This is a genomic window from Variovorax sp. GW822-FHT04A09 (genome assembly GCF_058801005.1).
Window position 1 is genome coordinate 269,473 of record NZ_JBXAMV010000008.1, and the last position, 24,913, is coordinate 294,385.

The window sequence follows — 24,913 nt, forward strand, 5'->3', positions numbered from 1 at the left end:
AGCACCGACATCGCTCCAGGCCCCACGCATTCTTCCTTCATGACACGCACCTTTTTTCTGCCCACCGCCGCGCTGCTGGCCCTGCTCACCCTCGCCGGCTGCACCTCGTACGTGAGCCGCGGCATCGACAGCGACGGCAAAGCCGCCGAACTCGTCTGGCCCGGCGCCGACCAGCAGCAGACCTGGCAGACCGAAGGCAGCTTTCCGAACCGCGAGAACCTGCGCGCCATCGGCCCCGGCGCCACCAAGGACCAGCTGTACGCGCTCATCGGCCGCCCGCACTTCGACGAAGGCATGGCCGCCGTGCGCGAGTGGGACTACGTCTTTCACTTCCGCTCGGGCGGCGGTGCGACGAGCTGCCGCTACAAGGTGATCTTCGACACGGCCTACAAGGCGCGCAGCTTCCACTGGAACCCGGCGATCTGCGCGGAGCTGGCCAAGGGCTGATCAGCCGATCAGCCGCCCGGCGGCGGCTCCGGCCGCCGCCACAGCCACGCCAGCACGACCGCCATCGAGCCGATGGCGACGCCTGCGAGCCACGGCTTGTGCGCGGTCAACACGATGACGACCGCGCAGAACGCCATCGCCGCAGTGGCGCTCCACTTGGCGCGCCGGCTCACGGTGCGGCCGTTTTCCCAGTTGCGCAACAGCGGCCCGAAGAGCCGGTGGTTCAGCAGCCAGCGGTGCAGCCGCGGCGAGCTGCGCGCCGCGGCCCAGGCGGCCATCAGCACGAAGACCGTGGTCGGCATGCCCGGCGCGACCACGCCGATGGCGGCCAGCACGAGGCACAGCGCGGCGAAGACCATCAGCAGCCAGCGCACGACCAGCGGCAACGGCCGGGGCTCCACGGCAGCGGGCGGGTTCTGGGGGTCTTCGGCGGGCGTCACGGGCCGATTGTCTTTCTTTCTCTTTCACCGCACCGACGCGCTTGATTCAGATCAACCGCGCGCCGCTTTCGGCTGCCGATACTGGACTTTTACATCCACCTGCAAAGTTCTGAAGACCATGGCCCACCTTGTATGGAAGACCGAGCTCAATACGGGGATCCATGAGATCGACACGCAGCACCAGCGCATCGTGCAGTACATCAATGCGCTGGACGATGCGCGGCGCACGAACGACCGCCAGGCCGTGGGCCGGATCATCGAAGAGACCATCGACTACACCGCCTCGCACTTCGCGTTCGAGGAGGCCATGATCGAGGACGCGGGCTACCCCTTCACGGGCCCGCACCGGAAGGTGCACGAGATCTTCGTGCGCCGCGTCACCGAATTCCGCGCGCGCTTCGAGCACGGCGAAGAGGTGCTGGCCGAGCTGCACGACATGCTCTCGCGCTGGCTGTTCAACCACATCCGCCACGAAGACGGCGCGTACGTGCCGACCGTGAAGGCGCACCTGCACACCACGGATTCGTCGGCGGAAGTGCTGGTGCATGCGCAGGTGCGCAAGGCGGTGCAGCAAGGCGGCGCCGCGGGGCAGGTCAAGATGGGCTGGATGCGACGCTTGTTCGGCGGGTGACGCGCCGCGTCACTCCTCGACAAAAGCCTCTTCGCGCTTGGCCTTCACCGAAGGCAGCAGCACCACGATGAGCAGCAGCGCCGCGGCAGCCAGCAGCCCCGCCGATAGCGGGCGCATGACGAACACGCTCCAGTCGCCGCGCGACAACAGCAGCGCGCGGCGCAGGTTCTCTTCCATCATCGGCCCGAGGATGAAGCCCAGCAGCAGCGGCGCGGGCTCGCACTTGAGCTTGAGGAACAGGTAGCCCACGATGCCGAAGATCGCGACCATCCACACGTCGAAGGTGTTGTTGTTCTCCGAGTACACGCCCACCGCGCAGAACAGCACGATCGACGGAAAGAGCCACTTGTAGGGAATGGTCAGCAGCTTGATCCAGATGCCGATCATCGGCAGGTTCAGCACGATGAGCATCAGGTTGCCGATCCACATCGAGGCGATCAGGCCCCAGAAGAGTTCGGGGTTGCTGGTCATCACCTGCGGACCCGGCTGGATGTTGTGGATGGTCATCGCACCGACCATCAGCGCCATCACGGCGTTGGGCGGAATGCCCAGCGTCAGCAGCGGAATGAATGACGTTTGCGCACCGGCGTTGTTGGCCGACTCCGGTCCCGCCACGCCGCGGATGTTGCCCTTGCCGAAGGGCACCTCGCCCTGCTTGAGCTTGATCCGCTTCTCGATGGTGTAGGCCGCGAAGGCCGACAGCAGCGCGCCGCCGCCCGGCAGGATGCCCAGGGCCGAACCCAGCGCGGTGCCGCGCAGCACAGCGGGCGTCATGCGTCGGAAGTCTTCCTTGGTCGGCCACAGGCCCTTGACCTTGGCGGTGAACACCTCGCGCTCATGCTCGGGCACGGCCAGGTTGGCGATGATCTCGCCGTAGCCGAACACGCCCATCGCGATCGCGATGAAGCCGATGCCGTCGGTCAGCTCGGGAATGTCGAAGCTGTAGCGCGCCACGCCCGAGTTCACGTCGGTGCCCACGAGGCCCAGTGCCAGTCCGAGCAGGATCATCGTGATGGCCTTGAGCAGCGAGCCCGAGGCCAGCACCACGGCGCCGATCAGGCCCAGGATCATCAGCGAGAAGTATTCGGCCGGGCCGAACTTGAAAGCCAGCTCGGTCAGCGGCGGTGCGAAGGCCGCAAGGATCAAGGTGCCGACGCAGCCTGCAAAGAACGAGCCCAGGCCCGCCGCAGCGAGCGCCGGCCCGGCCCTCCCCTTGCGCGCCATCTGGTAGCCGTCGATCACGGTCACCACCGACGACGATTCGCCCGGCAGGTTCACCAGAATGGCCGTGGTCGAGCCGCCGTACTGGGCGCCGTAGTAGATGCCGGCCAGCATGATCAGCGCCGACACGGGCGGCAGCGCGTACGTGGCGGGCAGCAGCATCGCGATGGTCGCGACGGGGCCGATGCCCGGGAGCACGCCGATCAGCGTGCCCAGCAGACAGCCGACGAAGGCATAGACAAGGTTCTGCGCGGTGAAAGCCACGCCGAAGCCGATCGAGAGGTTGGTAATCAGGTCCATTGTTCTCTTGGATTTCTTGTTGTTCTGCGCGGGTCAGCCGGCGATGAAGGTGGGCCACACCTGGAACTGCAGCTTCAGCGCCACCACGAAGGCCAGGTAGCTGCCGAGCGCGAGCACGGTCGCCAGGAGGGTCACGCCCTTCCAGCCGAAGCTGTCGCCCGCCAGGCTCGCGATGAAGGTCAGTGCGTAGATCGCGACGATGAGCCCCATCGACGGCAGGCCGATGCTCGGCAGCCCGCCGAGCAGCACGCCGAACACCAGGTTGGCGCCGATGATGAACAGCAGCGGCTTCCATGCGATGCGGCCCACGGGTTCGCCGTCGGCGGTCTCGACCGTGAGGGCCTTGAACGTGATCAGCACGCCCATGCAGGCGATGAGGATGCCCACGATGAGCGGAAAGTAGCCGGGGCCCATGCGGGCGCCGGTGCCCACGTTGTAGGTCGTGGCGCCCCATGCGAAGGCCACGCCGAAGGCGCTGAAAAGCACGCCCGAGCAGAAGTCTCTCTGACTCTTGATTCTCACCGTTGATGTCTCCTGGAACTGCGTTGATCGGCACAGGATGTGCGTCAGCGATCCTAGGAATTCAGCGCCACGGTGTGTATGAACAAAGCATTGCCATTCGGCAATGTTCGAGGCGCGACGAGACGAAGAAGGTGCCGCTCAGGCGTCTGCCGTCGGCAGGTCGATGCAGGCGCGCAGGCCCGGTCGGGCATCGCCGAACTGCAGGCGCCCGCCATGCAGCGCCACCACCGCCTGCACGCTCGCGAGCCCCAGGCCGTGGCCCGGCGTGCTGTGGTCCAGCCGATGGAAGCGCACGCCCAGTCGCTCGTACTCGGCGCTCGGAATGCCGGGGCCGTCGTCCTGCACGAACAGCTGCGCACGCCCGTCGACCGTGTGCGTGCCGATGCGCACGGTGGCGCCGGCCCCGCCGTACTTCAGCGCGTTGTCGAGCAGGTTGGCCGCAGCGCCCGCGAGCAGGTCGCGGTCGCCGAGCGCGATGGCGCGGTCGGAAGGCTCGCGCAGCAGCGCGATGCCCCGCACCTCGGCCACCGCCTCGTACAGCTCCGCCACGTCGTCGGCAATGACGTGCAGCGCCACCGGCGCGAACTGCTGGCGCCGTGCGCCGGCCTCGACCTCGGCGATCTGCAGCAGCTTCTCGAACATCACCGCCAGCTCCTCGAGCTCGCGGATGGCGGTGGCCACGGGCTCGCGCTGCGGATGGTGGGCGTCGCCGAGCCCCGCCTCCACCGCACGCAGGCGCACCAGCACGCGCGTGAGCGGCGTGCGCAGGTCGTGCGCGATGGTGTTGGACACATGGCGCACGCCGTCCATCAGCGACTGGATGCGGTCGAGCATCGCGTTGATGTCGCCTTCCAGCAGCGCGAACTCGTCTTCCTGGCCCGAGGGCGCTACGCGCTCCTGCAGCTCGCCCGCCGCGATGCGCGCGGCCGTGCGCCGCACCGCGCCCACGCTGCGCTCCAGTTCCTGGCGGAAGACGAAGGTGCCGCCGATGAGCAGCAGCACCGCCACGATGCCCGCCGCCGCGCTGGCGCTGGCCACCAATGATTCGATCGACTCCTGGTCGCGCAGGTCGTGCCCCACCACGAGCATGCCGCCGTCGGGCAGCGGGCGCATCACGAGGTAGGCGATGACAGTCTGGCCCGCGCGCACCACGCGGCGGTGCACGCCGTCGCCCGCATCGGGCGCCAGCGAGGGCATCTGGTCGAGGTTGCCCGCGCGCTTGTTTCCGTCGCGGTCGGTGAGCAGGTAGATCTCGTTGTCGGAGTTGCGTCCGTCGGAAAGCGCATGGGCGATCTCGCCCGCCACGCCTTCGGCGCCGCGCGCTTCGTAGCGCACCACCAGCTGCTGCATGCTGGCGGCCACCTGCCGCACCATGCGCTGCTGCAGCACACCCACGGTCTGCATGTAGACGATGGCCAGTGCGGCCAGCATCGTGATGGCCACGAGCAGGCCGTAGTAGAAGGCGAGCCGGAAGCCGACCGAGCGCCACAGCTGGCGCAAGGCCCGGGTCATTGCGGCGCGGCCAGCGTGTAGCCCACGCCGCGCACGGTGTGGATCAGCGTCGGCGCGCCGCCCGCATCGAGCTTGCCGCGCAGGCGGCTCACCTGCACGTCGATCACGTTGGTCTGCGGATCGAACTGGTAGTCCCACACGGCCTCGAGCAGCATGGTGCGCGTGACCACCTGGCCCGGATGCATCATGAGGTAGGCCAGCAGCCTGAACTCGCGCGGCTGCAGCGCGATCGGCCGGCCGCCGCGCTCCACGTGGCGGCGCGCCAGGTCGAGCGTGAGGTCGGCCAGCTGCAGCGTGCGGATCTCGGGCCCGGTGCGCGAGCGGCGCACCAGCGCCTCGGCGCGCGCCGCGAGTTCGGAGAAGGCGAAGGGCTTGGCCAGGTAGTCGTCGCCGCCGGCCTTGAGCCCGCGCACGCGCTCGTCGAGCGCGCTCAATGCGCTGAGCACCAGCACCGGCGTCTTCTTGCCGAGGGCGCGCATCGTGGTGAGGATCGACAGGCCGTCCACGTCGTTGGGCAGCATGCGGTCGAGGATGACCAGGTCCCACGTCTCGCCCGTGGCACGCGCGAACGCATCCGCGCCGTCGCGGCTGATCACCGCCACATGGCCGAGCGAACGGAAGCCTTCGGCGATGTAGCGCGCGTTGTCGGCATCGTCCTCGACGATGAGGCAGTTCCAGATGACGGTGGGGCCGAGCACGTCAGTCGGTGCGGCCACGGCAAGAAATACCCATGGATGGCGGTGCGGTTGTGCTCACATTGCGGCCCCTGGGATGCGGGGGCCTGCAACGCAAATGCTAGCCCAGGTGGAAGCGGGAAAAGCCCACGTTTCATTACCGTTTGTCCATGAAGGCCGCGCGGTCGCGCGGTCGCGTGTGCGAGGAGCTGATCTGGCCCCATCCAGTCGAAGACCACACTCACTCTCCGTTCACCAGAGACACCCCGTCCGCCGGCTTGCGCATCCATTTCGCAACGTCCACGCCCAACCCGTGAATCACTGCATCCATTGCGCTGCATTCGGTCGTCTCCGCCGTGATATCAGCGTAGGGGGTGTGCACCTGGCGCAGGGCCTTGAATTGCGCAGGGGGCAGTCCCGGTCGTTCAAGCACAGCATGGATGACCACGATCGTGGGGCCGCCAGCGCTGACGGTCACGATGTCCATGATGTCGATCTTCAGCACAAGGGCGGCCTCCCTGCCGGGACCCGGCACAGGGCGCACAACCTCATACCGCGCCTTCAACTGATCTTGCACGGCCTGACGCAGCGGGTCCGGCACGCCGCACGCGTCATCGGCTTCGGACAGCTGGCGGCCCTGGTCATGCCCGTACGCGACGGGCGGCAGCACCACCGTGGTGGAGGCAGCAGGCGCGGGTCGCGTTCGCTCGGGCGGCTGGGAATCGTGTGAACCGCAAGCAGCCAGAAGTGCGCTTACCGCCATCGCGATGCACGTGTTGCGCACGAAGGCAGGCGAAGCCTCTGCAGGCGCATTAGAGGTAAAGCAGGCCGGCGGCATCAAGACGCGATTTGTTACATTAGTCCGGGGGTTGGAGGAATTTTGCAGGACCGACTACCTACCGGGCGATCGCCCGGCCAAATCAACTATAAGGAAAAATGCTACATGCACACCATCAATTACAAGATGGAGTACTCGATTCTCGAGTACGTTTTCGGCCTGATTGGCCCGGCAATTATCATTGCCGCCATTTTTTATCCGATTGCGGATCTGAAAATAGGCACCCTTCGGCTTCACCTGCCGACCGGCGTGGCCAATGGCGTTCTCATGTTGATCGGGGTGTACGTCACGTACCTTACGGTCGGAACACTTTTCAAGAAGCGCGCAGCCAACAGCCAGGGCGCCAGCATTGTTCTTGATGAAAAGGGCATGTCTTTCACGACCGTCAAGAAATTCTCGGGCGTACTGACCACTGTGGGCTATGACGCCATCAATCAAGTCACCATCACGGACATCCCGGAAACCTCCACATCGAGTGCGGAGAAAACAATAGAAATCAGCACGCCGTCGATGGCCCCCAAGAAGCACGAGTTCGATGCCATTCACATGGTGAAGGATTCAGACTTTGAAGTTCTTGTGAATGCGCTCAAGCATCGCGCCGTCAATGCCACCTTCAAGCAAATCTGACCCATGGGTTTCTTGAAGAAGTTGCTCCAGATAGTTTCTGGCAAAAAATACAGAAATTGCCCCGATGGGGCCGCAGCGGATCCGGCGGCGCAGCGAGCACTTCAAGCGGGGCTCATCAACTCCGAACAGATCATGGCGTATTGCGACAGCTACGCAACGGGGCTGTCGGACGATGCGCTCGCCGAGGGACTTGGCTCGCATTGGGGCATACGCTCGCCTCAGGACGCTGCTGAAACCCTGGCGTCACTCGGCCGCCATGGCCATCGCTTTTTTTACGACATTGTTTTTCGTATTTACAGCGATGGTGCTTCAGGAGAGGAGCGCCAGGAGGTTCTCGAGGCCTTGATCGCCAGTGGGCGCTACGGTTCCCCGGAAACGGTGCGCGAGCAGATTGCCGTGCAGGGGCCGAGTGAGAAAAAAGATCTCGTTTTCTCGGCTTTGGAGCAGGCCTTGGAGATGCTGGAGAATCTGCGATCCGTTTTTCGTCTTCTCGAAGACAAGGTCAATGGCTCGTACCTTCCCAAGGATTACAGCGCCGGCATCCTTGCCTGGGATCTGGGCCGCCTCGTCACGGTTGCGAGGATGTCATTGGACTGCAAATACATCGAGCAGGCCGAATTCGATCGAGTTCTTGCCCATGCAGACAAAGAATTGCGCTCGAATTTTTCGTCCTGGCCGCAGTTTGCAAAGAGCTACATCATCGGCCGGGCCAGCTGGGCGGGTCAGAATATGACGCTGGGCGGAATCATCGGTATTGCCGAAGATCTCATGACCGATGCGCGGAGCCCTTGGGTGCTTTCGCCTCTGTGAGTTGCATTCGACGACAGCGCTGGAAAATATCCAGCTCGTCGGATCGCTCCCTGTTGATTTCCGTGGACGCTTGATCCACCTTTCCATCGCGAACTGACCGGCCGCAATGTCTTGCGGCCGTTGTTCGCATGGAGGACTGGATTACTCGTAAACGGAAATCAACAAATGCAGAGTATTTACGACGCTATTTGCGCGTTCAAGACTTTATTTGGCGAGATCATTGGAATCACGCCGCCCACGCACGCTCACTCCACCGTCACGCTTTTAGCGAGGTTGCGCGGCTTGTCCACGTCCGTCCCGCGCGCACACGCCGTGTGATACGCCAGCAGCTGCAGCGGCACCACATGCAGCAGCGGCGACAGCGCGCCGTAGTGCTCGGGCATGCGGATCACGTGCAGGCCTTCGCCGCTGGCGATCTGCGTGTCGCCGTCGGCCAGCACGTAGAGCACGCCGCCGCGGGCGCGCACTTCCTGCAGGTTGCTCTTGAGCTTTTCGAGCAGCGCATCGTTCGGCGCCACGGCGACCACGGGCATCTCGCTGGTGACGAGCGCGAGCGGGCCGTGCTTGAGTTCGCCGGCGGCGTAGGCCTCGGCGTGGATGTAGGTCACTTCCTTGAGCTTGAGCGCGCCTTCGAGCGCGATCGGGTAGTGCAGGCCGCGGCCCAGGAACAGGGCGTTGTCCTTGCGCGCGAAGTCTTCGGCCCAGCCGATGATCTGCGGCTCGAGCGCGAGCACCGACTGCAGCGCGACGGGCAGGTGGCGCATTTCCTTCAGGTAGCGCGCTTCGTCGAGCGCGCTCAGGCGGTCCTTGGACTGCGCGATGGCCAGCGTGAGCAGAAACAGGCCCGCGAGCTGGGTGGTGAAGGCCTTGGTCGAGGCCACGCCGATTTCGACGCCGGCGCGCGTGATGTAGGCCAGCTTGCACTCGCGCACCATGGCGCTGGTGGCGACGTTGCAGATGGTCAGCGTCTGCTCCATGCCCAGCGAGCGCGCGTGCTTGAGCGCGGCCAGCGTGTCGGCGGTTTCGCCCGACTGGCTGATGGTGACGACCAGCGTCTTGGGGTCGGGCACGGAGTCGCGGTAGCGGTACTCGCTGGCGATCTCGACCTGGGTGGAGATCTTCGCGATGCTCTCGAGCCAGTACTTGGCGGTGCAGCCGCTGTAGTAGCTGGTGCCGCAGGCCAGGATGAGGATCTTGTCGATGTCCTGGAACACGCGGTGCGCGCTCGCACCCGTGGCGCCGTCCTGGCCGATGCCGTCGAACAGCTCGGGCACGATGCCCTCGACGCCTTCGAGCGTGTCGCCGATGGCGCGCGGCTGCTCGAAGATTTCCTTTTGCATGTAGTGGCGGTACGGGCCCAGCTCGGCCGCGCCGCTGTGGGCGTGCACGGTGCGCACGGTGCGGGTGACGGGCTTGTGGTTCTTGTCGACGATCCAGTACTTGCCGGGCTGCAGGTCGACCACGTCGCCTTCTTCGAGGTACACGATCTGGTCGGTCACGCCGGCCAGCGCCATCGCGTCGCTGGCCAGGAAGTTCTCGGTGCCGTCCTTGCCGGCGCCCAGGATCAGCGGCGAGCCGGCGCGCGCGCCGATCACGCGCTGCGGTTCGTCGCGGCAGATGACGGCGATGGCGTAGGCGCCGTGCAGCTGCAGCACGGCGGCCTTGACGGCTTCGAACAGGTCGCCGTTGTATAGGCTGTCGACGAGGTGGGCGATGACCTCGGTGTCGGTCTGGCTCTCGAACACGTAGCCCTTGGCCTCGAGCGCGGCGCGCAGCGGCTCGTGGTTCTCGATGATGCCGTTGTGCACGAGCGCGATGCGGCCCGGGCGCGCGGCGGGCGCGTCGGCGCCGACGCCGTGGCTGAAGTGGGGATGGGCGTTGTGCACGGCCGGTGCGCCGTGGGTGGCCCAGCGCGTGTGGGCGATGCCGGTGAGGCCTTCGACCTTGTCGTCGCGCACCTGCGTCAGCAGGTCGGCCACGCGCGAGGTGGTGCGTGCGCGGCTCAGGCCGCCGGCATGCACCGCGACGCCGCAGGAGTCATAGCCGCGGTATTCGAGCCGCTGAAGGCCCTGGACCAGGACCGGAACGATGTCGCGATGGGAGGCTGCGCCGACGATGCCGCACATGGGGTGTACCTTGTCTTGAAGAACAGAAGGGCTCGATGGTAGGGAGACGACCAAGAAATATGGCGTCTAAATTTCCTCAATTTCGGACTTTTATTTCACTGAAACCCATAGATGGAGTTTTATTCCATAATTTCAACTCATATGGAATCAATCTCCCTCGACGCCATCGACCTCAAGCTGCTCGACGCGCTCCAGCACGACGCTTCGCAGACCAACCAGCGCCTGGCCGCCGAGGTGGGCATCTCGCCGCCCACCTGCCTGCGCCGCGTGCAGCGCCTGCGGCAGGAAGGCCTCATCGAGCGCCAGGTCGCCCTGCTCTCGCCCGACCGCCTCGCCACGGTGCTGGGCCATGGGCTGCAGGCGGTGGTGGAGATTTCGCTCGACCGGCAGGACGCCGCCGCGCTCGACGCCTTCGAGGCCCGCGTGATCGCGGACGACGCGGTGCAGCAGTGCTGGCGCGTGTCGCCGGGGCCCGATTTCGTGCTGGTGGTGGTGGCGCGCGACATGCCCGGCTACGGCGCGCTGACGCAGCGGCTGTTCACGGCCGACGCCAACGTGCGCAACGTGAAGGCGTTCTTCAGCCTGAAGCGCGCGAAGTTCGGGGCCCGCGTGCCACTGGGCTGACGCAGGCTCCGGTCGCGATCAGCGCTCGCTCGCCGCCTCGCGCAGCGCTTCGAGGAAGGTGCGCCGCCACCAGTGGATGTCCTGCGCCCGGATGCGCGACAGCAGCTTCTGGTGCCGCTCGCGCCGCTCTTCCAGCGGCATCTGCAGCGCCTGCTGCACCGTCTCGGCGGTGCCGTGCGTGTCGTACGGATTCACCAGCAGCGCTTCCTTCAGCTGCTCGGCCGCGCCAGCGAAGCGCGACAGCACCAGCACGCCCGGGTCGGCCGGGTCCTGCGCCGCGATGTATTCCTTGGCCACGAGGTTCATGCCGTCGCGCAGCGGCGTCACCAGCCCCACGGCCGCCGCGCGGCACAGGCCGGGCACGCGGCGCCGCGCCACCATGCGGTGGATGTAGCGCACGGGCATCCAGTCGAGTTCGCCGTAGTCGCCGTTGATGGCGCCGCACAGCGACTCGAGCTCCTTGCGGATGTCGGCGTAGGCATCGACCGTCTCGCGCGTGGGCGAGGCGATCTGGATCAGCGTGGCGCTGCGGCGGTTCTCGGGGTAGTTGGCCAGCAGCTCGCGGAACGAGCGCACGCGCTGCGGAATGCCCTTCGAGTAGTCGAGCCGGTCGATGCCCAGCAGCAGCCGGCGGCTCGAGTACTCGCGCTTCATGGTCTCGTACATGTCGCGCGATTCCTTGGCGTGCGTGAGCGCCGCGAACTCGTCCACGTCGATGCCGATGGGGAAGGCGTTGCAGCGCACCGTCTGTCCGTAGGCGCGGTACATGTCGTTGCCCAGGTACTCGCCATGGGCCTCGTTGCGCACGTAGTGCTCGAAGTGCTGCACGTCCTGCTGCGCCTGGAAGCCGATCAGGTCGTACGAGAACAGCGAGCGCATCAGCCATTCATGCTGCGGAATGGCCGCGATGATGATCTGCGGCGGCAGCGGAATGTGCAGGAAGAAGCCGATGCGCTGCTTGCAGCCCATGGCGCGCAGCTCGGCGGCCAGCGGCATCAGGTGGTAGTCGTGGATCCAGATGATGTCGTCGTCCTTCAGCAGCGGCATCAGCTTGCGCGCGAACAGCTGGTTCACGCGGCGGTAGCCGCCGATGAAGCCGGCATCGAAATGCGCCAGGTCCAGGCGGTTGTGGAACACCGGCCAGAGCACGTCGTTGCTGTAGCCCAGGTAGTAGCTGTCATGGTCGTCGCGGCTCAGGTCGAGCGTGGCCAGCGTCACCTTGCCGGCCTGCTGCTTGTGCAGCTCGCCTTCGCCCGTGGGACCGCCCTCGACGATCTGCCCGCTCCAACCGAACCACAGGCCGCCGCTTTGCTGCAGGCTCTCACCCAGGGCCACGGCCAGGCCGCCGGCGGCGGGCTTGCGCGGGTCGGCCACGCGGTTCGAAACAACGACGAGACGACTCATATGCACGAATCCCAGGGAGCGGACAGGCGCACGGCCGCATTGATGATGCCGACCATCGAATAGGTCTGCGGAAAGTTGCCCCACATCTCGCCCGTGACCGGGTGCGTGTCTTCCGACAGCAGGCCCAGCGGGTTGCGCGCGGCGAGCATGGTCTCGAAGATCTGTCGCGCCTCGGCCTTGCGGCCGATCTTGGCCAGCGCGTCGATGCGCCAGAAGGTGCAGATGTTGAAGGCGGTCTCGGGCTTGCCGAAGTCGTCGGCCGCTTCGTAGCGGCGCATGTAGGGGCCGTCGCACAGCGACTTTTCCATCGCGTCGACGGTGGAGATGAAGCGCGGGTCGCGCGCATCGATCAGGCCCACCTCGACCATCAGCAGGATGCTCGCGTCGAGCTCGTGCCCGCCGAAGCTTTCGGCAAAGGCCTGGCGCTCTTCGCACCACGACTTGGCAAGAATTTCTTCCTTCATGCGTGCCGCATGGCCGTGCCAGTACGCGGCGCGTTCGGGCAACTCCAGCGTGCGCGCGATCTTGGCGAGGCGGTCGCAAGCGGCCCAACTCATGAGCGCCGAGCTGGTGTGCACGCGGGCGCGCGTGCGCAGCTCCCACATGCCGGCGTCGGGCGTGCCGTACACGCGCACGGCCTGCTCGCCCACCGCTTCCAGGTGCGGAAACTCCGCCACGCCGGCGCGGCTCAGCAACCGGTGGTCATGAAAAGCCTGCGCTGCGCCGAGCACGATGTTGCCGTACACGTCGTGCTGGAAGTGCTCCTGCGCCTGGTTGCCCACGCGCACCGGGCCCATGCCGCGGTAGCCGGGCAGGCCCTCGACGAAGGACTCGGGCAACTCGCGCTCCAGCCCGATGCCATACAGCGGCTGGATGTGCTCGCCGTGCGAGCCGATCACCACGTTGCCGAGCCAGCGCAGATAGTCTTCCATCGTGCCCACCTCGCTCAGCGAGTTGAGCGCGCGCACCACGAAGAAGGCGTCGCGCAACCAGCAGTAGCGGTAGTCCCAGTTGCGCTGACTGCCCGGCGCCTCGGGGATGCTGGTGGTCATGGCGGCGACGATGGCGCCGGTGTCCTCGTACAGCGAGAGCTTGAGCGTGATGGCCGCGCGGATCACCGCGTCCTGGTACTCGAAGGGAATGGCCAGACGCTTGCTCCAGGTGCGCCAGTAGGCGATGGTTTCCTGCTCGAACTTGCGCGCGGTGTCGGCGATGCCTTCGAGCAGCGTCTCGTCCACGCCGAACATGAAGTTGTACTCGCGCGAGATCACGAAGGGCTGGCGCGACAGGATGTGCGAGATCGACGCGTCGGTGTTCAGCCGCAAGGTCACGTCAGGCCCGACATAGCGGATGTGGTTGCTGCCGCGCGTGACCTCGGTCGGCGCCGAGGCGCCCCACTGGAAGCGCGGGTCGAGCGCCACGCGGATGCGCGGCGCGCCGGCAATCGGGCGCACGCGGCGCACCATCATCAGCGGGCGGAAGTAGCGCGAGCGGCTGTGAAAGCGCGGCGCGAAGTCGGTGATCTCGATGCCCTGCCCCGCGCTGTCGAACAGCTGCGTGCGCAGCACGGCGGTGTTGGGCTCGTACCACTGCTTGCTGGAAGCGAAGTCCTCGATCTCGATGGCCCAGGCGCCGGCCTCCTCGCCGGGGTGCAGCAGCGCGTTGAAGACCGGGTCGCCGTCGAAGCGCGGCAGGCAGCACCAGACGGCGCGGGCGCGCGCATCGATGAGCGCGCTGTAGGCGCAGTTGCCGATCACGCCGACATTGAGCGAGGGCTCGGCCGGCGGCGCGAAGCCGCGCGGCGGGGCCGCAGCCACCTTCGCGGCGTCGACGGGCGCCTGGTCGTCGGGGCCCGCCGCACCGGCCAGGGCGTCGCCCGCGCGGTCCTCCGGAGCCTTCGGCAGTTGTTGTTCGCTCATGCGGGCTTCCTCGGTGATGGTGTCTGGGGGGCAGGCGCGGCCAGCAGGTCGCGCGCCTGCACCAGCCATTCGTAGACCGCGCGCGGCGATTCGAGCCGGTGCAGCGCCAGGCTGGGCCCGGCGCCGACCTTGATCGCGACGCCGCCGCGCGGCTGCACGACGGCGAAGCCGCTCTCGTCGGTGGTGTCGTCGCCCGCGAAGACCGGCGTGCGGCCCGCGAACGGCGCTTCGGTCATGAAGGCTTCGATCGCGAGGCCCTTGTTGACGCCCGAAGGCTTCACTTCGAACACGAACTTGCCGTGCATGAGCTCGAGCTGCGGGCGGCCTTCGATGGCGCGCGCCATCGCGTCGCGGCACACGGCCTCCAGCTGCGGCGCGAGCCGGTAGTGCAGCGCGATGGCGCCGTGCTTGCGCTCCACCAGCAGACCTTCGTGGATGCGCGCGAGTTCGTTGGCCACGCCCAGGATCGGGACGAGGTCGGGCGGGCGCTGCTCCTGCATGCCGCCTTTGGCATCGCGCCGCTGCACGCCGTGCTCGCCGGCCGCGGGCAGCCGCAGCGGCGCGAGAAAGCGGTCGATGGCATCGATCTGGCGCCCCGACACCACGGCGAGCGCGCCGCCGAGCAGGTCGCGCAGGTCGCTCAGCAGGGGCACGAGGGCGGGCGGCACCTCGATGGCTTCAGGCGTGGCGGCGAGGCCGACCAGCGTGCCGTCGAAGTCGAGAAAAAGGGCGGCGTCCCGGCCCGGCGGAGGTGGCAACTGGGCGTTGCTGCTGGAGGACTTTGGCATTGGGAAAAACCATAGCACGGCTCGCACGCGGCGCGTGTCGGCCAAAGTCCCGGCGTGCGCCGATGGCGGGGATTCAGTCGTCCGTGGCCGGCAGCGAGGCCTTCACCGCCGCGATGCGCGCACGGTGGATCGCCTCGCCGATGCGCGGCCCCGTGGCACCGGCCTGCTGCGCCTCGCGCGCCACCACGTCGGTGGCCACGGCCTGGGCCGCCGCGAGCACCGCGAGCAGGCGTGGGCGCTGCGGGTAGGCCGTGTCCTCGAAGCCGAGCCGGCCGCGCGCGTCGCATTCGCAGGCCAGCAGCGCCTCGGCGAAGCGCGCCGGCTTGCGGAAGGCGTCGCAGCGCTCCAGCAGGCGCACCAGCGGCGTCGCGTCGAGCGCGCCGCTGCGGTGAATGTTGCCGTGCTCGCGCGCCACCACCTCGGCCAGCTCGCGCAGCTCCACCGGCACGCGCCAGCGTTCGCACACGGCCTGCAGCAGGTCGACGCTGCGCAGCTCGTGGTTGATGTGGCGCGGCAGCATGTCGGCGGGCGTGGTGCCCTTGCCGAGGTCGTGCATCAGGCAGGCGAAGCGCACGGGCAGCGTGGCGCCCAGCCGCGCGCTGGTGTCGAGCACCATCATCAGGTGCACGCCGGTGTCGATCTCGGGGTGGTGCTGCGCCGGTTGCGGCACGCCCCACAGCCGGTCGACCTCGGGCAGCAGCACGGCAAGCGCGCCGCAGTCGCGCAGCACCTCGAACATGCGCGAGGGGCGCGTTTCCATCAGGCCGCGCGCGAGCTCCTGCCACACGCGCTCGGGCACCAGCGCATCGACCTCGCCGGCCGCGACCATCTCGCGCATGAGCGCCATGGTCTCGGGCGCAACGGTGAAGTCGTCGAAGCGCGCGGCAAAGCGCGCCACGCGCAGGATGCGCACCGGGTCTTCGCGGAAGGCGTCGGTCACGTGGCGCAGCACCTTGTCGCGCAGGTCGCGCTGGCCGTGGAAGGGGTCGGCCAGGGTCTCGGGGCGCGCCTCGAAGCTGCCGTCGGCGCCCACGTGCTCGGCGGGCAGCGCGATGGCGTTGACGGTCAGGTCGCGCCGGGCGAGGTCTTGTTCCAGCGTGACGTCGGGCGCCGCATGCACGACGAAGCCGCGGTAGCCCGGCGCGCTCTTGCGCTCGGTGCGGGCCAGCGCGTATTCCTCGCGCGTGCGCGGATGCAGAAACACGGGGAAATCGCGTCCCACGGGCAGGTAGCCGCGCGCCACCATGGCCTCGGGCGTGGCGCCCACCACCAGCCAGTCATGGTCGGACACGGGGCGGCCCAGCAGCCGGTCGCGCAGTGCACCGCCGACGAGAAAAATGTTCATGAGTGCAGTGTAGGGATACTCTCCCCGCACAAAAAGAACGGTCGTTCGATAATCGCCGAGCGATGCGAACGACCGTTCGTAAATTCGTGTCGCGCGAAGCACCGGTCGCTGGCCGGTGCCCCCGTGCGCGGGGCTGTTTTCAACACCCAAGGAGCATTCACAGCTATGAAGAAACTCACAACAACAGCATCGTTGGCATTGGCGGCACTCGGGGTCCTGGCATCGGGCAGCGCCCTGGCGCAGAACGCGGGCGACTGGGTCGTCGGCACCGGCTGGTTCCACCTGTCGCCGCAGGATTCGAGCAAGCCGCTGACCGTGACCTCGCCCGTGCACAGCGTGCTGGCCGGCTCGGGCGCCAGCGTCACCAACTCGGACACGCTGGGCCTGAACGTCGCGTACTTCATCGACCCCCACTGGGCCGTCGAGGGCGTGCTCGGCGTGCCGCCCAAGTTCAAGCTCAACGGCAGCGGCACGCTGGCGCGCGTGGGCGAACTCGGCCAGGCCCGCCAGTGGAGCCCGACCGTGCTCGCCAAGTACTACTTCAACGAAGGCAACGACGCCTTCCGTCCGTTCGTGGGCCTGGGCGCCACCTACGTCTGGTACAGCGACGTGAAGCTCACGTCGAACCTGCAGGGCGCGCTGGCCAGCCAGTTCCACGTGCGTCCGTCTTCGGTGAACACCACGGCCAAGCTCGACAGCTCGTTCGCGCCCGTGCTCAACGCCGGCGTGGCCTACCAGTTCGACAAGCACTGGGGCGTGTCGTTCTCGGTGTCCTACATCCCGCTGAAGACCAAGGCCAAGCTCACCACGACCAGCATCACCGGCCTGCCGGTGGCGCGCAGCGAGGCGAGCCTGAAGCTGAACCCGATCGTCACCTACCTGGCGGCGACGTACCGGTTCTGACGAAGTCCGACGGGCCTCAGTCGCGCGAGGTGCGATAGGGCTCGTCGAAAGCCACGAAGGTCTTCTCGGCCAGGGCGCCCGCGATCCACGCGGCGACGCCCGGCAGGGCCGCCACGCGCGCGATGTACGCGTCGATGGCCGGCGGCACCGGCAGGCCGTAGCCGCGGATGCGCATGCCCACCGGCGCGAAGAAGGCGTCGGCGATGGTGAAGGCCCCGAACAGCATCGGGCCGCCGTGGCGGTCGAGCAGCTCGGTCCACATCTGCACGATGCGGTCGAGGTCTTCCTGCACGCCAGGCTGTTCGGCCAAAAGCCGCGCGCCCACCTCGGGCAGCGAGGCCTCGATGTTCATCGGGCAGTTGCCGCGCAGGTTGGTGAAACCCGAGTGCATTTCGGCGCAGATGCTGCGCGCGCGGGCCCGCTCGGCCACGCCCTGGGGCCACAGCTGCTTCTCGGGGAAGCGCTCGGCCAGGTACTCGGCGATGGCGAGGGTGTCCCAGATGGCCAGGTCGCCGTCGACCAGCACCGGCACCTTGGCCACGGGGTTGATGGCGCCGATCACGTGCTTGAACTGCGAGGTGGCGTCGAACGAATCGAAGCGCACCATCACCTCCTCGAAGGGAATGCCGGCCTGCGTCATGAGCACCCAGGGGCGCATGGACCACGACGAGTAATTCTTGTTGCCGATGTAGAGCTTGGACATCTGTCAGGGTCTCCGGGTCAGTGCGGGAATGCGGGGCAAAGCCGTCGATGCTAGCCGGGCGGCGCGCTGCGATTGATGACGAAGGCGGCGCGAATTGATGCGGGCCGCTTCAGCGCTCGTCGCCTTGGCGGGATTCGGGCGGGACGATCACGCGCGGGCCGGAGGCGTCTGCGGATGGCTTCACGACGCGCTCGATCAGGCTCACGAGGCGCGGCACCAGCGACAGCACCGCGAGCGCCAGCAGTGCGCTGAACACGGCCGTGACCTCGCGGCCCAGCCCGCAGGCCATGCCGATGGCGGCCGTCATCCACAGCCCGGCGGCGGTGGTGAGGCCCTGCACGTGGGATTCGTCCTTGCCCTGCTTGAGGATGGTGCCGGCGCACAGGAAGCCGACGCCGGCCACCAGCCCCTGGATCACGCGGCTCATGTCGGCCGGCACGATGCCGGTCTGCTGCGGGATCAGCACGAAGAGCGCCGAGCCGATGGCCACCAGCATGTGCGTGCGCACGCCGGCCGCCTTGCCCTGCTGCTCGCGCTCGAAGCCGAGCAGGAAACCCAGCACGGCTGCCAGCAGCAGCCGCACCGAGATGCGCGTGAGCTGCGCGACATCGCCCACGTCCGAGAATTCGGACGCGACGGTGTCGAGCACCTCGTCGCGCCAGCTCATGTCAGGGCAGGTCCTTGTTGGGTTCCGGCTCGTTGGCGTTGCGCGGGCCCACGCGGCCCAGGCGCTCCTTCAGCGACTGCGGCTTGCCGCTGATGATGGCGGCGTAGTTGGTGGTGTTGGCCAGCACCTTCTTCACGTAGTCGCGCGTCTCGTTGAAGGGCACGTTCTCGGCCCAGATGGCCGCGTCGATCACCGGGCCGTTGCGCCAGTTGCGCGGGCGGCCCGGGCCGGCGTTGTAGGCCGCGGCGGCCAGCGCCATCGAACCGTCGAAGTCGTCGAGTGCGAGCTTCAGGTAGTTGGTGCCGATGGTGATGTTGGTCTCGCGGTCGTTGATCTGGCCGGGCGTGAAGTCGGTCAGGCCGATCTTGCGGGCGGTCCAGCGCGCCGTGGCGGGCATGACCTGCATCAGGCCCGAGGCACCGACGCCCGAGCGCGCGTCCATGATGAAGCGGCTTTCCTGGCGGATCAGGCCGTAGACGTAGGCCGGGTCCAGCCCGATGTCCTGGCTCTTGCGCAGCACCGTGTCGTGGAAGGGCATGGGGAAGCGCTGCTCGACGTCGATCACGCCCTTGGTGCGCTCGCTGGTGTTGATGCAGCGGTCCCACACCTCGCGCTGGCAGGCCAGGTCGGCGGCGGCCAGCAGGGCGCGGTCGTCCATGCCGCCCTTGTCGTGCAGGTTGGTGGCGTAGTTCCACTCGCGCGTGCCTTCGGAGCGCAGGCCCATGCCGATGGCCTGCAGGCCGCGCTGCAAGCCCGGGTTGGTGCGCGCGGCGTTCTTTTCTTCGGGCGTGAGCGGCGCGGGCCGCGTGGCCGCCACGACGCGCTGGCCCAGCTCTTCGAGCGCCAGCATTTCATAGAAGCCGCGCGTGCCGGCGATGCTGGTGTACAGCTCGCGGGCCTGGGCGCGGCGCTCGTCGCCGCCGGCGCTGCTCAGCGCGCGGGCCTTCCAGTAGACCCAGGTGGGGTCTTGCTGGGCGGCGTCGCTCATGGCGTTGATGGCGGGTGCGACGTCTTTCCACTGGCTGGCGCGCAGTGCGGCGCGCACGCGCCAGCCGAGCATGTCGTCGGACAGGTCGCTGTTCTTCGTGACGTTGCCGAAATAGCTCACGGCCATCGGCGAGAGCTTGTTCGCGGCCGCGCGGCCGATGGTGCCCCAGACCCAGTTGCGCTCTTCGGCGGAAAGCATCGGGCCCCACTTGCCGTCGAGCTGCGCGGCGCCCTGGTCGGGATCGGCGACCGCGATCTTGATGAGCGCGAGCACCACCAGTTCCTTGCGCGACTTGGCGGCGACGAAGGCGCGGCCGGTGAGGAACTTGGCGGCGCTGGCGTTGACCTCCTCGAACAGCGGCAGCGCATCGGGGGCGGCGATGGTGACGGCGCCACGTGCGGCCGCGGGCCGGTTGGCCTCGATGGCCAGGCGCGCCTTCTTCCAGGCGTCGTTGGTCGTCATCAGGCGGGCCGCCACCATGCGGTCGGCGGCGGTGAGGCAGCCGTCGTCGCTGTCCTTTTGCGCGAACCAGTTGCGGCGCACCTCGTCGGCCTGCGCCTGCGTGGCCGTGCCGGTGCGCAGCGAGTCGACCAACACCGCGTAGCAGCGCACCTGGGCGTCGTCGCCCATGCGGAAGCCGGTGATGTTGGCGGCGAAGCCGTCCCAGTCGCGGCGCTGGCCGAGCAGCAGCAGCCAGTCGTTGCGCAGGCGGTCTTCCTGGTAGGTGTTGGGGTAGCGCGCGTAGAAGTCCTGCACCTCGTTGGGCGCGGCCTCCTGCAGGCGGGCCTTGAGCTCCCAGTAGGCGGCCCAGGGTTCGAGTGCGTGGCCGCGGGCCTGCGGCAGCAAGGCCGTGAGGCGGGCCTTGTCGCCGCGCTGGAAGGCCTGCTTCATCTGGACCAGCACGTCGTCGTTGGTGTTGTTCTGCGCGGCGGCGGGCTGTTGCGACAGCAGCGCGGCGAGTGCGAGAACGGCGGAAAAAACCAGGGCGGGCGCGCCGCGACGCTGACGAGCGCGCGCGGATGCCAAAATGCTTGGGAACTGCATCGGGGGATTATGGACAAGTCAAAGGATGCCGACACCTCGGCCACGGCGAGTTTTCTGAAGGGTCAACTGCGAAAGGCACTCATCGAGCAACGCCTGGCGCTGCCCGACCGCCTCGCGCGGGCCGACCTGTTGCAGCGGGTGATGCGGATCTGGCTGGTCGGCCGGCCCGACACCGTGATCGGCGCCTACTGGCCGATCAAGGGCGAGTTCGACCCGCTGCCCGCACTGCATCGCTGGAAGGAAGACGGCGAACTCATGGAAGAAACGCAGCGCCGCCGCATCGGACTGCCGGTGATCGACAAAGTTCACAAGACGCTCACCTTCCATGCCTGGTACCCGGGCTGCCAGATGGAAGAAGACGCCTACGGCATTCCCAAGCCCAAGGACACCGAGCTGATCGTGCCGACCCTGCTGTTCGTGCCCTGCGTGGGCTACAGCGCGGGAGGCTACCGGCTGGGCTACGGCGGCGGCTTCTACGACCGCACGCTGGCGGCGCTCGAGCCCCGGCCGTTCACCGTGGGGCTGGGCTTCACGAACGGTTTCCTCGAAGACTTCGAGCCCGAGGCGCACGACCTGCCGCTCGATGCCATCCTGAACGACAACGGCGTCGTCTGGCCGACCTCCTGAGCCGGCTCAGTCGAGGTTGTCGACGGTGTCCGGGTCGGGCACCTCGCCGATGGTCTGGCGCGTGGTGACGGCCTGCGCCTCCAGCCAGTCGGAAAAGGCCTTGATCTCCGGCCGCAGTGCATTGCGCGGCCCCGAGATGAGCCAGTAGGCCATCGGTGAATCCAGCCGGTGCTGCGGCAGCACCTCGATCAGGTCGCCGTTGGCCAGGCTTTCGGCAATGAGCGAACTGCGCGCCAGCACCAGGCCCTGGCCCGTGAGCGCGGCCTGCACCATCTGGTACGCATAGTTGAAATAGAGCCAGCGCTTGGGCTGCGCGCGCTCCAGCCCATTGACCTCGAACCAGCGCCGCCACGTGAGCCATTCCAGGTGCGTGCGGTGCGCGTCGCCCGCCTCGATGAGCGTGAAGCGGGCGATGTCGGCCGGCGTCTTGATCGGCGGGTTGCTCTTGATGAGCCACGGGCTCGCCACCGGCGTCAGCGTTTCGCCGAACAGCCGCACGGCACCGGGCGGCATGCCTTCGGGTGGGCCGTAGCGCAGCGCGATGTCCACGTCGGCCACGTCGAGGTCGACCGCGATGTCGCTGGCGTCGATGCGGATGTCGATCTCGGGGTTGTCGCGCTGGAAGGCCTCCAGCCGCGGGATCAGCCACATCGACGCGAACGAGGCGAAGGTGGTGAGCGCCACGCTCTTGCGCCCGGCGCTCTGGCGGATCTGCCGCACCGCCATGTCGATGCGCGGCAGCGCCTGCTGCACCGACAGCAGCAGCTGCGCCCCGGCGCTGGTCAGCTCGACCGCCCGCGTGTGGCGCAGGAACAGCGACACGCCCACCTCTTCCTCGAGCGACTGGATCTGCCGGCTCACGGCCGACTGGGTGAGCGCCATTTCCTCGGCCGCGGCGCGGAAATTGAGGTGCCGCGCGACCGCCTCGAAGGCCCGCAGGTGCCCCGCGGAGATCGGGCGGGAGCGCAGGTGGGTTTGCGAATGTTGCATGGGTATGACTTTGGTGTGCGTTCCCGGCGGCCAGTTGATTGATGCGGGAATCGCATCAGTAGGCTACCTCGTTTTCATTGGACCTCCAAGGCCGCAAAAACGATCATTCATTCCCGAACTGCGCCAACCTCTCTGTCTGTCAAAGGCGCTTCGGATCAGCCAAGGAGTCCTCATCATGTCCACCGCCGTCTGCACCAACGAATCGCTCGCTTCCCTGTCCCGTTCCACCCGCACCGCGGCCATTCCGCCGGCCGTGCGCCGTGGCGCCTGGCAGATTGCGCCCGGCGAGGCGATGAGCCTGAAGGCGCGGTCGGCGAGCGTGCTGCGCGTCAAGCAGGGCCGCGTGTGGGTCACGCCCGACGCCACCGCCCACGGCCCCAGCGAAGACATCGTGCTGGCCCCGGGCGAGTCGCTCACCGTGGCCGCCGGCCAGCGCATCGTCATGGAAGCCTGGGATGGCTACGGTGCCACCTACGTGTGGGACCCGGTCTGACCGACCGCCTGCACTCCCGGCTCTTCTGAAAAAAGGCGGCTTCGGCCGCCTTTTTCTTTGCCCGTCGTTTTCAGTTTTCCGTCAGTCAGTCGGTCAGTCGGTCAGGTGCTGATGTCGAAGCTGGCACGCAGCGCCAGGAAGTGCGCCAGCGCCGCCTCGCCGCGCAGGGCCCGCAGGCCGGAGACCGGGTCGGGGCCCTCGCATTCGGCCAGGCCCATCGCAAACCCGCTGTAGCGCCGGGCGGCCAGCGGGCCGTCGTGGACCACCACGAGCGCCACGTGGCGCGGATCGCGCTGCAGCCGCGCCATCAACCCCTGCACCGCCTCGCGCGACCCCTCGAAATGCTGGCAGAAGCACTGGCCGTCGAACACCAGCAGGCCGGAGATGCCGTCCTCGGCGTTGCGCGCGCGGGCCTGGGTGACGATCGCGCCCACGGTGGCGGGCGGCAGGTCGGGGGCGAGCAGGCTGCAATAGAGGAATTCGTACAGGGATTCTGCAGAGGCTTGTTCTTGTGTCATGCGGTGCAAAAAGGGGACATCGTCTCGAGTCTAGGGGGCCATCCTGCACCCCGAAATGTCAAAAGACATAGCCCCGCCAGCCTATAGTGCGGCGTGAAGTTCGAGGACTACCCCGTTGCCGCCTCCCCGCCGCAGGGTGCGAACCCCTGCGAACACTGCGCGCTGCGGCGCCTGGAGGCCTTCCTGCCGGTGACGGCGCAGCAGCTGGAGGCGATCCAGTCCTTTCGCACCGGCACCCGGCGTGTCGAGGCGGGCGGCACCATCGTCGACGAGCCCCGCGCCAGCCCGCAGCTGTTCACGCTCTACGCGGGCTGGGCCTTCCGCTACAAGACCCTGAGCGACGGCCGGCGGCAGATCCTGGGCTTCCTGCTGCCCGGCGACTTCATCGGCCTGCAGGACGAGTTTGCCGATGGCCAGACCCACGGCGTCGAGGCCGTGACCGACGCCACACTGTGCGCCTTCGCCCGCGAGCGGCTGTGGGCGCTGTTCCAGACCCAGCCCCGGCTCGGCTACGACATCACCTGGCTGGCCGCGCGCGAGGAAAAGCTGGTGGACGACCACCTCGTCACCGCCGGGCGTCGCAACGCCGGCGAGCGCGTGGCCATGCTGCTCATGCACCTGTACCGGCGCGCCCAGCGCGTGGGCATGGTGCGCGACGGTTGGGTGGAGTTTCCGTTCAACCAGCAGCACATCGCCGACGCGCTGGGGCTGTCGCTGGTGCACACCAACAAGACGATGCGGCGGCTGCAGCGCTTGGGCCTGTACAAGCTCGACGGCGGCTGGCTGCGCATCCTGGAGCCGCATGCGCTCGAAACGCTGGGCGACTACTTCGAGCGCCCGCTGCGCCCGATGCCGATGATCTGAAGGCGCCGCCGCCTCAGCGCGCGGCCACCAGCTGCCGCAGGTCGCCCTGGTAGGCCTGCAGCCGCCGCACCGCCTGCTCGCGCTGCGTGGCGCTGGTGGTGTTGTGCAGCGCCGCCAGGTTGCGGCAGCCTTCCTGCAGCAGCGCCTGCTGCTGCTCGCGCCAGGGGCCGGGCGGCGGATCGGCGATGCGCTGGATGTAGGCATGCAGCGCGGCGCGAGCCTCGGCCGGCGACGCGCGCGGGCCGCCGTTGCTGCCCTGGAAACCGCGCAGCAGCACCAGCGCCTCCTGCTGGCGCTGGCGCCGCTCCTCGTACGCCAGCTTCGGGCTGAACACCGACTGCGCCACCTGCTGGCGCAGCAACGCGCGCTGCTCGGTCGTGAGACGGCCGTAGAAGTCTTCCTGACGCTCGAGGAACTGGTCGTAGCGCTTTTCTTGCACCTGCGCGGGGCTGCGATCGAGCCAGTCCTTGCGGTAGTCGGTGTTGTTCTTCGCGTACTTGCGTTCGAGCTGCTGCAGCTGGGCCTCGCTCAGGCTCAGCACGAGTTCGGCGCTGGCGGCCTCGGCGCGCTCGGTGACGGCGAGCAGGCGCTCGCGGACGCGGTCGGCCAGCTGGCAGGCCTGGGCCGGCGTCACGTCGGCGCTCGCGAGGCCCTGGGCCTCCTGCAGCAGGCCGATGATGCGCGGCAGCTCGTTCTGGCGGTGCCAGGCCAGCAGCTGGGCGAGCTCGTCGCGCACCTTGGGGGTCTGGGCGCCGTCGAAGTCGAAGTAGCCGTCGAGCCACCAGTAGCTCAGCTCGGGCAGGTTGTTGTAGGCGAGCTTGACCGCGCTGCAAGCCCCCAGGGCAGCAGCCAGCAGCAGCACACCGATAATTCGGGCCAGTCCAGCAC

General features: G+C 67.8%; 26 protein-coding genes. 9 read left to right on the plus strand and 17 right to left on the minus strand.

The annotated features are described in order from the left end of the window. Nucleotides 1-39: 39 nt before the first annotated feature. On the plus strand, nucleotides 40-447 hold the full coding sequence (locus AC1RLW_RS30060; protein ID WP_493196110.1) for an outer membrane protein assembly factor BamE: 408 nt from the start codon (nucleotides 40-42) through the stop codon (nucleotides 445-447). 8 nt (nucleotides 448-455) lie between these two features. Here the strand turns inward: AC1RLW_RS30060 and AC1RLW_RS30065 are convergent, their stop codons facing one another. Continuing rightward, nucleotides 456-887: a YbaN family protein gene (locus tag AC1RLW_RS30065; protein ID WP_493196111.1), complete on the minus strand. Its 432-nt coding sequence runs from the start codon at nucleotides 885-887 to the stop codon at nucleotides 456-458. Nucleotides 888-1,005: 118 nt separating this feature from the next. On the opposite strand from AC1RLW_RS30065, the gene AC1RLW_RS30070 reads away from it, so the two are divergent. After that, nucleotides 1,006-1,518 carry a bacteriohemerythrin gene (locus AC1RLW_RS30070; RefSeq protein WP_493196112.1) on the plus strand — a complete coding sequence of 171 codons (513 nt, stop codon included), beginning with the start codon at nucleotides 1,006-1,008 and terminating at the stop codon, nucleotides 1,516-1,518. 9 nt (nucleotides 1,519-1,527) lie between these two features. Here AC1RLW_RS30070 and AC1RLW_RS30075 read toward each other — a convergent pair whose 3' ends face one another. The 5 genes from AC1RLW_RS30075 to AC1RLW_RS30095 form a co-directional block, all read right to left on the minus strand. Then, nucleotides 1,528-3,039 (minus strand): tripartite tricarboxylate transporter permease, encoded by a 1,512-nt coding sequence (locus tag AC1RLW_RS30075; RefSeq protein ID WP_070060062.1) that lies wholly within the window; start codon nucleotides 3,037-3,039, stop codon nucleotides 1,528-1,530. A 33-nt stretch (nucleotides 3,040-3,072) separates the two neighbouring features. Then, on the minus strand, nucleotides 3,073-3,561 hold the full coding sequence (locus tag AC1RLW_RS30080) for a tripartite tricarboxylate transporter TctB family protein (RefSeq protein WP_062481184.1): 489 nt from the start codon (nucleotides 3,559-3,561) through the stop codon (nucleotides 3,073-3,075). Between the two features lie 138 nt (nucleotides 3,562-3,699). After that, nucleotides 3,700-5,073, minus strand: coding sequence for a sensor histidine kinase (locus tag AC1RLW_RS30085; RefSeq protein ID WP_493196113.1), 1,374 nt, complete (start codon nucleotides 5,071-5,073; stop codon nucleotides 3,700-3,702). Beyond that, on the minus strand, nucleotides 5,070-5,753 hold the full coding sequence (locus AC1RLW_RS30090) for a response regulator transcription factor (RefSeq protein WP_062481198.1): 684 nt from the start codon (nucleotides 5,751-5,753) through the stop codon (nucleotides 5,070-5,072). Before AC1RLW_RS30090 ends, AC1RLW_RS30085 begins: the two co-directional genes overlap by 4 nt. Before the next feature lie 235 nt (nucleotides 5,754-5,988). After that, on the minus strand, nucleotides 5,989-6,420 hold the full coding sequence (locus AC1RLW_RS30095; RefSeq protein ID WP_493196114.1) for a hypothetical protein: 432 nt from the start codon (nucleotides 6,418-6,420) through the stop codon (nucleotides 5,989-5,991). Between the two features lie 270 nt (nucleotides 6,421-6,690). Between AC1RLW_RS30095 and AC1RLW_RS30100 the strand changes: the two genes are divergently transcribed. Both AC1RLW_RS30100 and AC1RLW_RS30105 read left to right on the plus strand, forming a co-directional pair. After that, nucleotides 6,691-7,212 carry a hypothetical protein gene (locus AC1RLW_RS30100; protein WP_493196115.1) on the plus strand — a complete coding sequence of 174 codons (522 nt, stop codon included), beginning with the start codon at nucleotides 6,691-6,693 and terminating at the stop codon, nucleotides 7,210-7,212. Nucleotides 7,213-7,215: 3 nt separating this feature from the next. Then, nucleotides 7,216-8,022, plus strand: coding sequence for a DUF1266 domain-containing protein (locus AC1RLW_RS30105; protein WP_493196116.1), 807 nt, complete (start codon nucleotides 7,216-7,218; stop codon nucleotides 8,020-8,022). A 245-nt stretch (nucleotides 8,023-8,267) separates the two neighbouring features. On the opposite strand, the gene glmS is transcribed toward AC1RLW_RS30105, so the two are convergent. After that, nucleotides 8,268-10,148, minus strand: coding sequence for a glutamine--fructose-6-phosphate transaminase (isomerizing) (glmS, locus tag AC1RLW_RS30110; protein WP_070060065.1), 1,881 nt, complete (start codon nucleotides 10,146-10,148; stop codon nucleotides 8,268-8,270). Between the two features lie 141 nt (nucleotides 10,149-10,289). On the opposite strand from glmS, the gene AC1RLW_RS30115 reads away from it, so the two are divergent. Next, complete coding sequence (locus tag AC1RLW_RS30115) at nucleotides 10,290-10,772, plus strand: Lrp/AsnC family transcriptional regulator (protein WP_192195033.1); 483 nt, start codon at nucleotides 10,290-10,292, stop codon at nucleotides 10,770-10,772. A gap of 18 nt (nucleotides 10,773-10,790) precedes the next feature. On the opposite strand, the gene otsA is transcribed toward AC1RLW_RS30115, so the two are convergent. The 4 genes from otsA to AC1RLW_RS30135 all read right to left on the minus strand — a co-directional run bounded on the left by otsA (nucleotide 10,791) and on the right by AC1RLW_RS30135 (nucleotide 16,228). Further along, nucleotides 10,791-12,176 (minus strand): alpha,alpha-trehalose-phosphate synthase (UDP-forming), encoded by a 1,386-nt coding sequence (gene otsA, locus AC1RLW_RS30120; protein ID WP_062481194.1) that lies wholly within the window; start codon nucleotides 12,174-12,176, stop codon nucleotides 10,791-10,793. Further along, a complete protein-coding gene (locus AC1RLW_RS30125) occupies nucleotides 12,173-14,095 on the minus strand; it encodes a glycoside hydrolase family 15 protein (protein WP_492732225.1) in 1,923 nt (640 codons plus the stop codon). The genes otsA and AC1RLW_RS30125 overlap by 4 nt, the downstream gene beginning before the upstream one ends. Further along, complete coding sequence (otsB, locus tag AC1RLW_RS30130) at nucleotides 14,092-14,883, minus strand: trehalose-phosphatase (protein WP_493196117.1); 792 nt, start codon at nucleotides 14,881-14,883, stop codon at nucleotides 14,092-14,094. Before otsB ends, AC1RLW_RS30125 begins: the two co-directional genes overlap by 4 nt. A 73-nt stretch (nucleotides 14,884-14,956) precedes the next feature. Continuing rightward, nucleotides 14,957-16,228 (minus strand): multifunctional CCA addition/repair protein, encoded by a 1,272-nt coding sequence (locus tag AC1RLW_RS30135; protein ID WP_095743653.1) that lies wholly within the window; start codon nucleotides 16,226-16,228, stop codon nucleotides 14,957-14,959. Between the two features lie 165 nt (nucleotides 16,229-16,393). On the opposite strand from AC1RLW_RS30135, the gene AC1RLW_RS30140 reads away from it, so the two are divergent. Further along, the gene (locus AC1RLW_RS30140) at nucleotides 16,394-17,131 is read left to right on the plus strand and encodes an OmpW/AlkL family protein (protein WP_062477953.1); all 738 of its coding nucleotides are present in this window, start codon (nucleotides 16,394-16,396) and stop codon (nucleotides 17,129-17,131) included. Nucleotides 17,132-17,147: 16 nt separating this feature from the next. On the opposite strand, the gene AC1RLW_RS30145 is transcribed toward AC1RLW_RS30140, so the two are convergent. The 3 genes from AC1RLW_RS30145 to AC1RLW_RS30155 all read right to left on the minus strand — a co-directional run bounded on the left by AC1RLW_RS30145 (nucleotide 17,148) and on the right by AC1RLW_RS30155 (nucleotide 20,533). Continuing rightward, nucleotides 17,148-17,834 carry a glutathione S-transferase family protein gene (locus tag AC1RLW_RS30145; protein WP_390346592.1) on the minus strand — a complete coding sequence of 229 codons (687 nt, stop codon included), beginning with the start codon at nucleotides 17,832-17,834 and terminating at the stop codon, nucleotides 17,148-17,150. 109 nt (nucleotides 17,835-17,943) lie between these two features. Continuing rightward, a complete protein-coding gene (locus tag AC1RLW_RS30150; RefSeq protein ID WP_493196118.1) occupies nucleotides 17,944-18,501 on the minus strand; it encodes an MgtC/SapB family protein in 558 nt (185 codons plus the stop codon). Between the two features lies 1 nt (nucleotide 18,502). After that, complete coding sequence (locus tag AC1RLW_RS30155; protein WP_493196119.1) at nucleotides 18,503-20,533, minus strand: lytic transglycosylase domain-containing protein; 2,031 nt, start codon at nucleotides 20,531-20,533, stop codon at nucleotides 18,503-18,505. Between the two features lie 9 nt (nucleotides 20,534-20,542). On the opposite strand from AC1RLW_RS30155, the gene AC1RLW_RS30160 reads away from it, so the two are divergent. Next, nucleotides 20,543-21,160 (plus strand): 5-formyltetrahydrofolate cyclo-ligase, encoded by a 618-nt coding sequence (locus tag AC1RLW_RS30160; protein WP_095743648.1) that lies wholly within the window; start codon nucleotides 20,543-20,545, stop codon nucleotides 21,158-21,160. Nucleotides 21,161-21,166: 6 nt separating this feature from the next. Here the strand turns inward: AC1RLW_RS30160 and AC1RLW_RS30165 are convergent, their stop codons facing one another. Continuing rightward, nucleotides 21,167-22,150, minus strand: a complete 984-nt coding sequence (locus tag AC1RLW_RS30165) for a LysR substrate-binding domain-containing protein (protein ID WP_062477933.1) — start codon at nucleotides 22,148-22,150, stop codon at nucleotides 21,167-21,169. A gap of 175 nt (nucleotides 22,151-22,325) precedes the next feature. Between AC1RLW_RS30165 and AC1RLW_RS30170 the strand changes: the two genes are divergently transcribed. Continuing rightward, nucleotides 22,326-22,643, plus strand: coding sequence for a DUF2917 domain-containing protein (locus AC1RLW_RS30170; protein WP_062477930.1), 318 nt, complete (start codon nucleotides 22,326-22,328; stop codon nucleotides 22,641-22,643). A gap of 101 nt (nucleotides 22,644-22,744) precedes the next feature. Here the strand turns inward: AC1RLW_RS30170 and AC1RLW_RS30175 are convergent, their stop codons facing one another. Next, nucleotides 22,745-23,161: a BLUF domain-containing protein gene (locus AC1RLW_RS30175; RefSeq protein ID WP_493196120.1), complete on the minus strand. Its 417-nt coding sequence runs from the start codon at nucleotides 23,159-23,161 to the stop codon at nucleotides 22,745-22,747. 93 nt (nucleotides 23,162-23,254) lie between these two features. Between AC1RLW_RS30175 and AC1RLW_RS30180 the strand changes: the two genes are divergently transcribed. Further along, nucleotides 23,255-24,025, plus strand: a complete 771-nt coding sequence (locus AC1RLW_RS30180) for a Crp/Fnr family transcriptional regulator (protein ID WP_493196121.1) — start codon at nucleotides 23,255-23,257, stop codon at nucleotides 24,023-24,025. A gap of 13 nt (nucleotides 24,026-24,038) precedes the next feature. Here the strand turns inward: AC1RLW_RS30180 and AC1RLW_RS30185 are convergent, their stop codons facing one another. Continuing rightward, nucleotides 24,039-24,887, minus strand: a complete 849-nt coding sequence (locus tag AC1RLW_RS30185) for a DUF6279 family lipoprotein (protein WP_493196122.1) — start codon at nucleotides 24,885-24,887, stop codon at nucleotides 24,039-24,041. Nucleotides 24,888-24,913 lie beyond the last annotated feature (26 nt).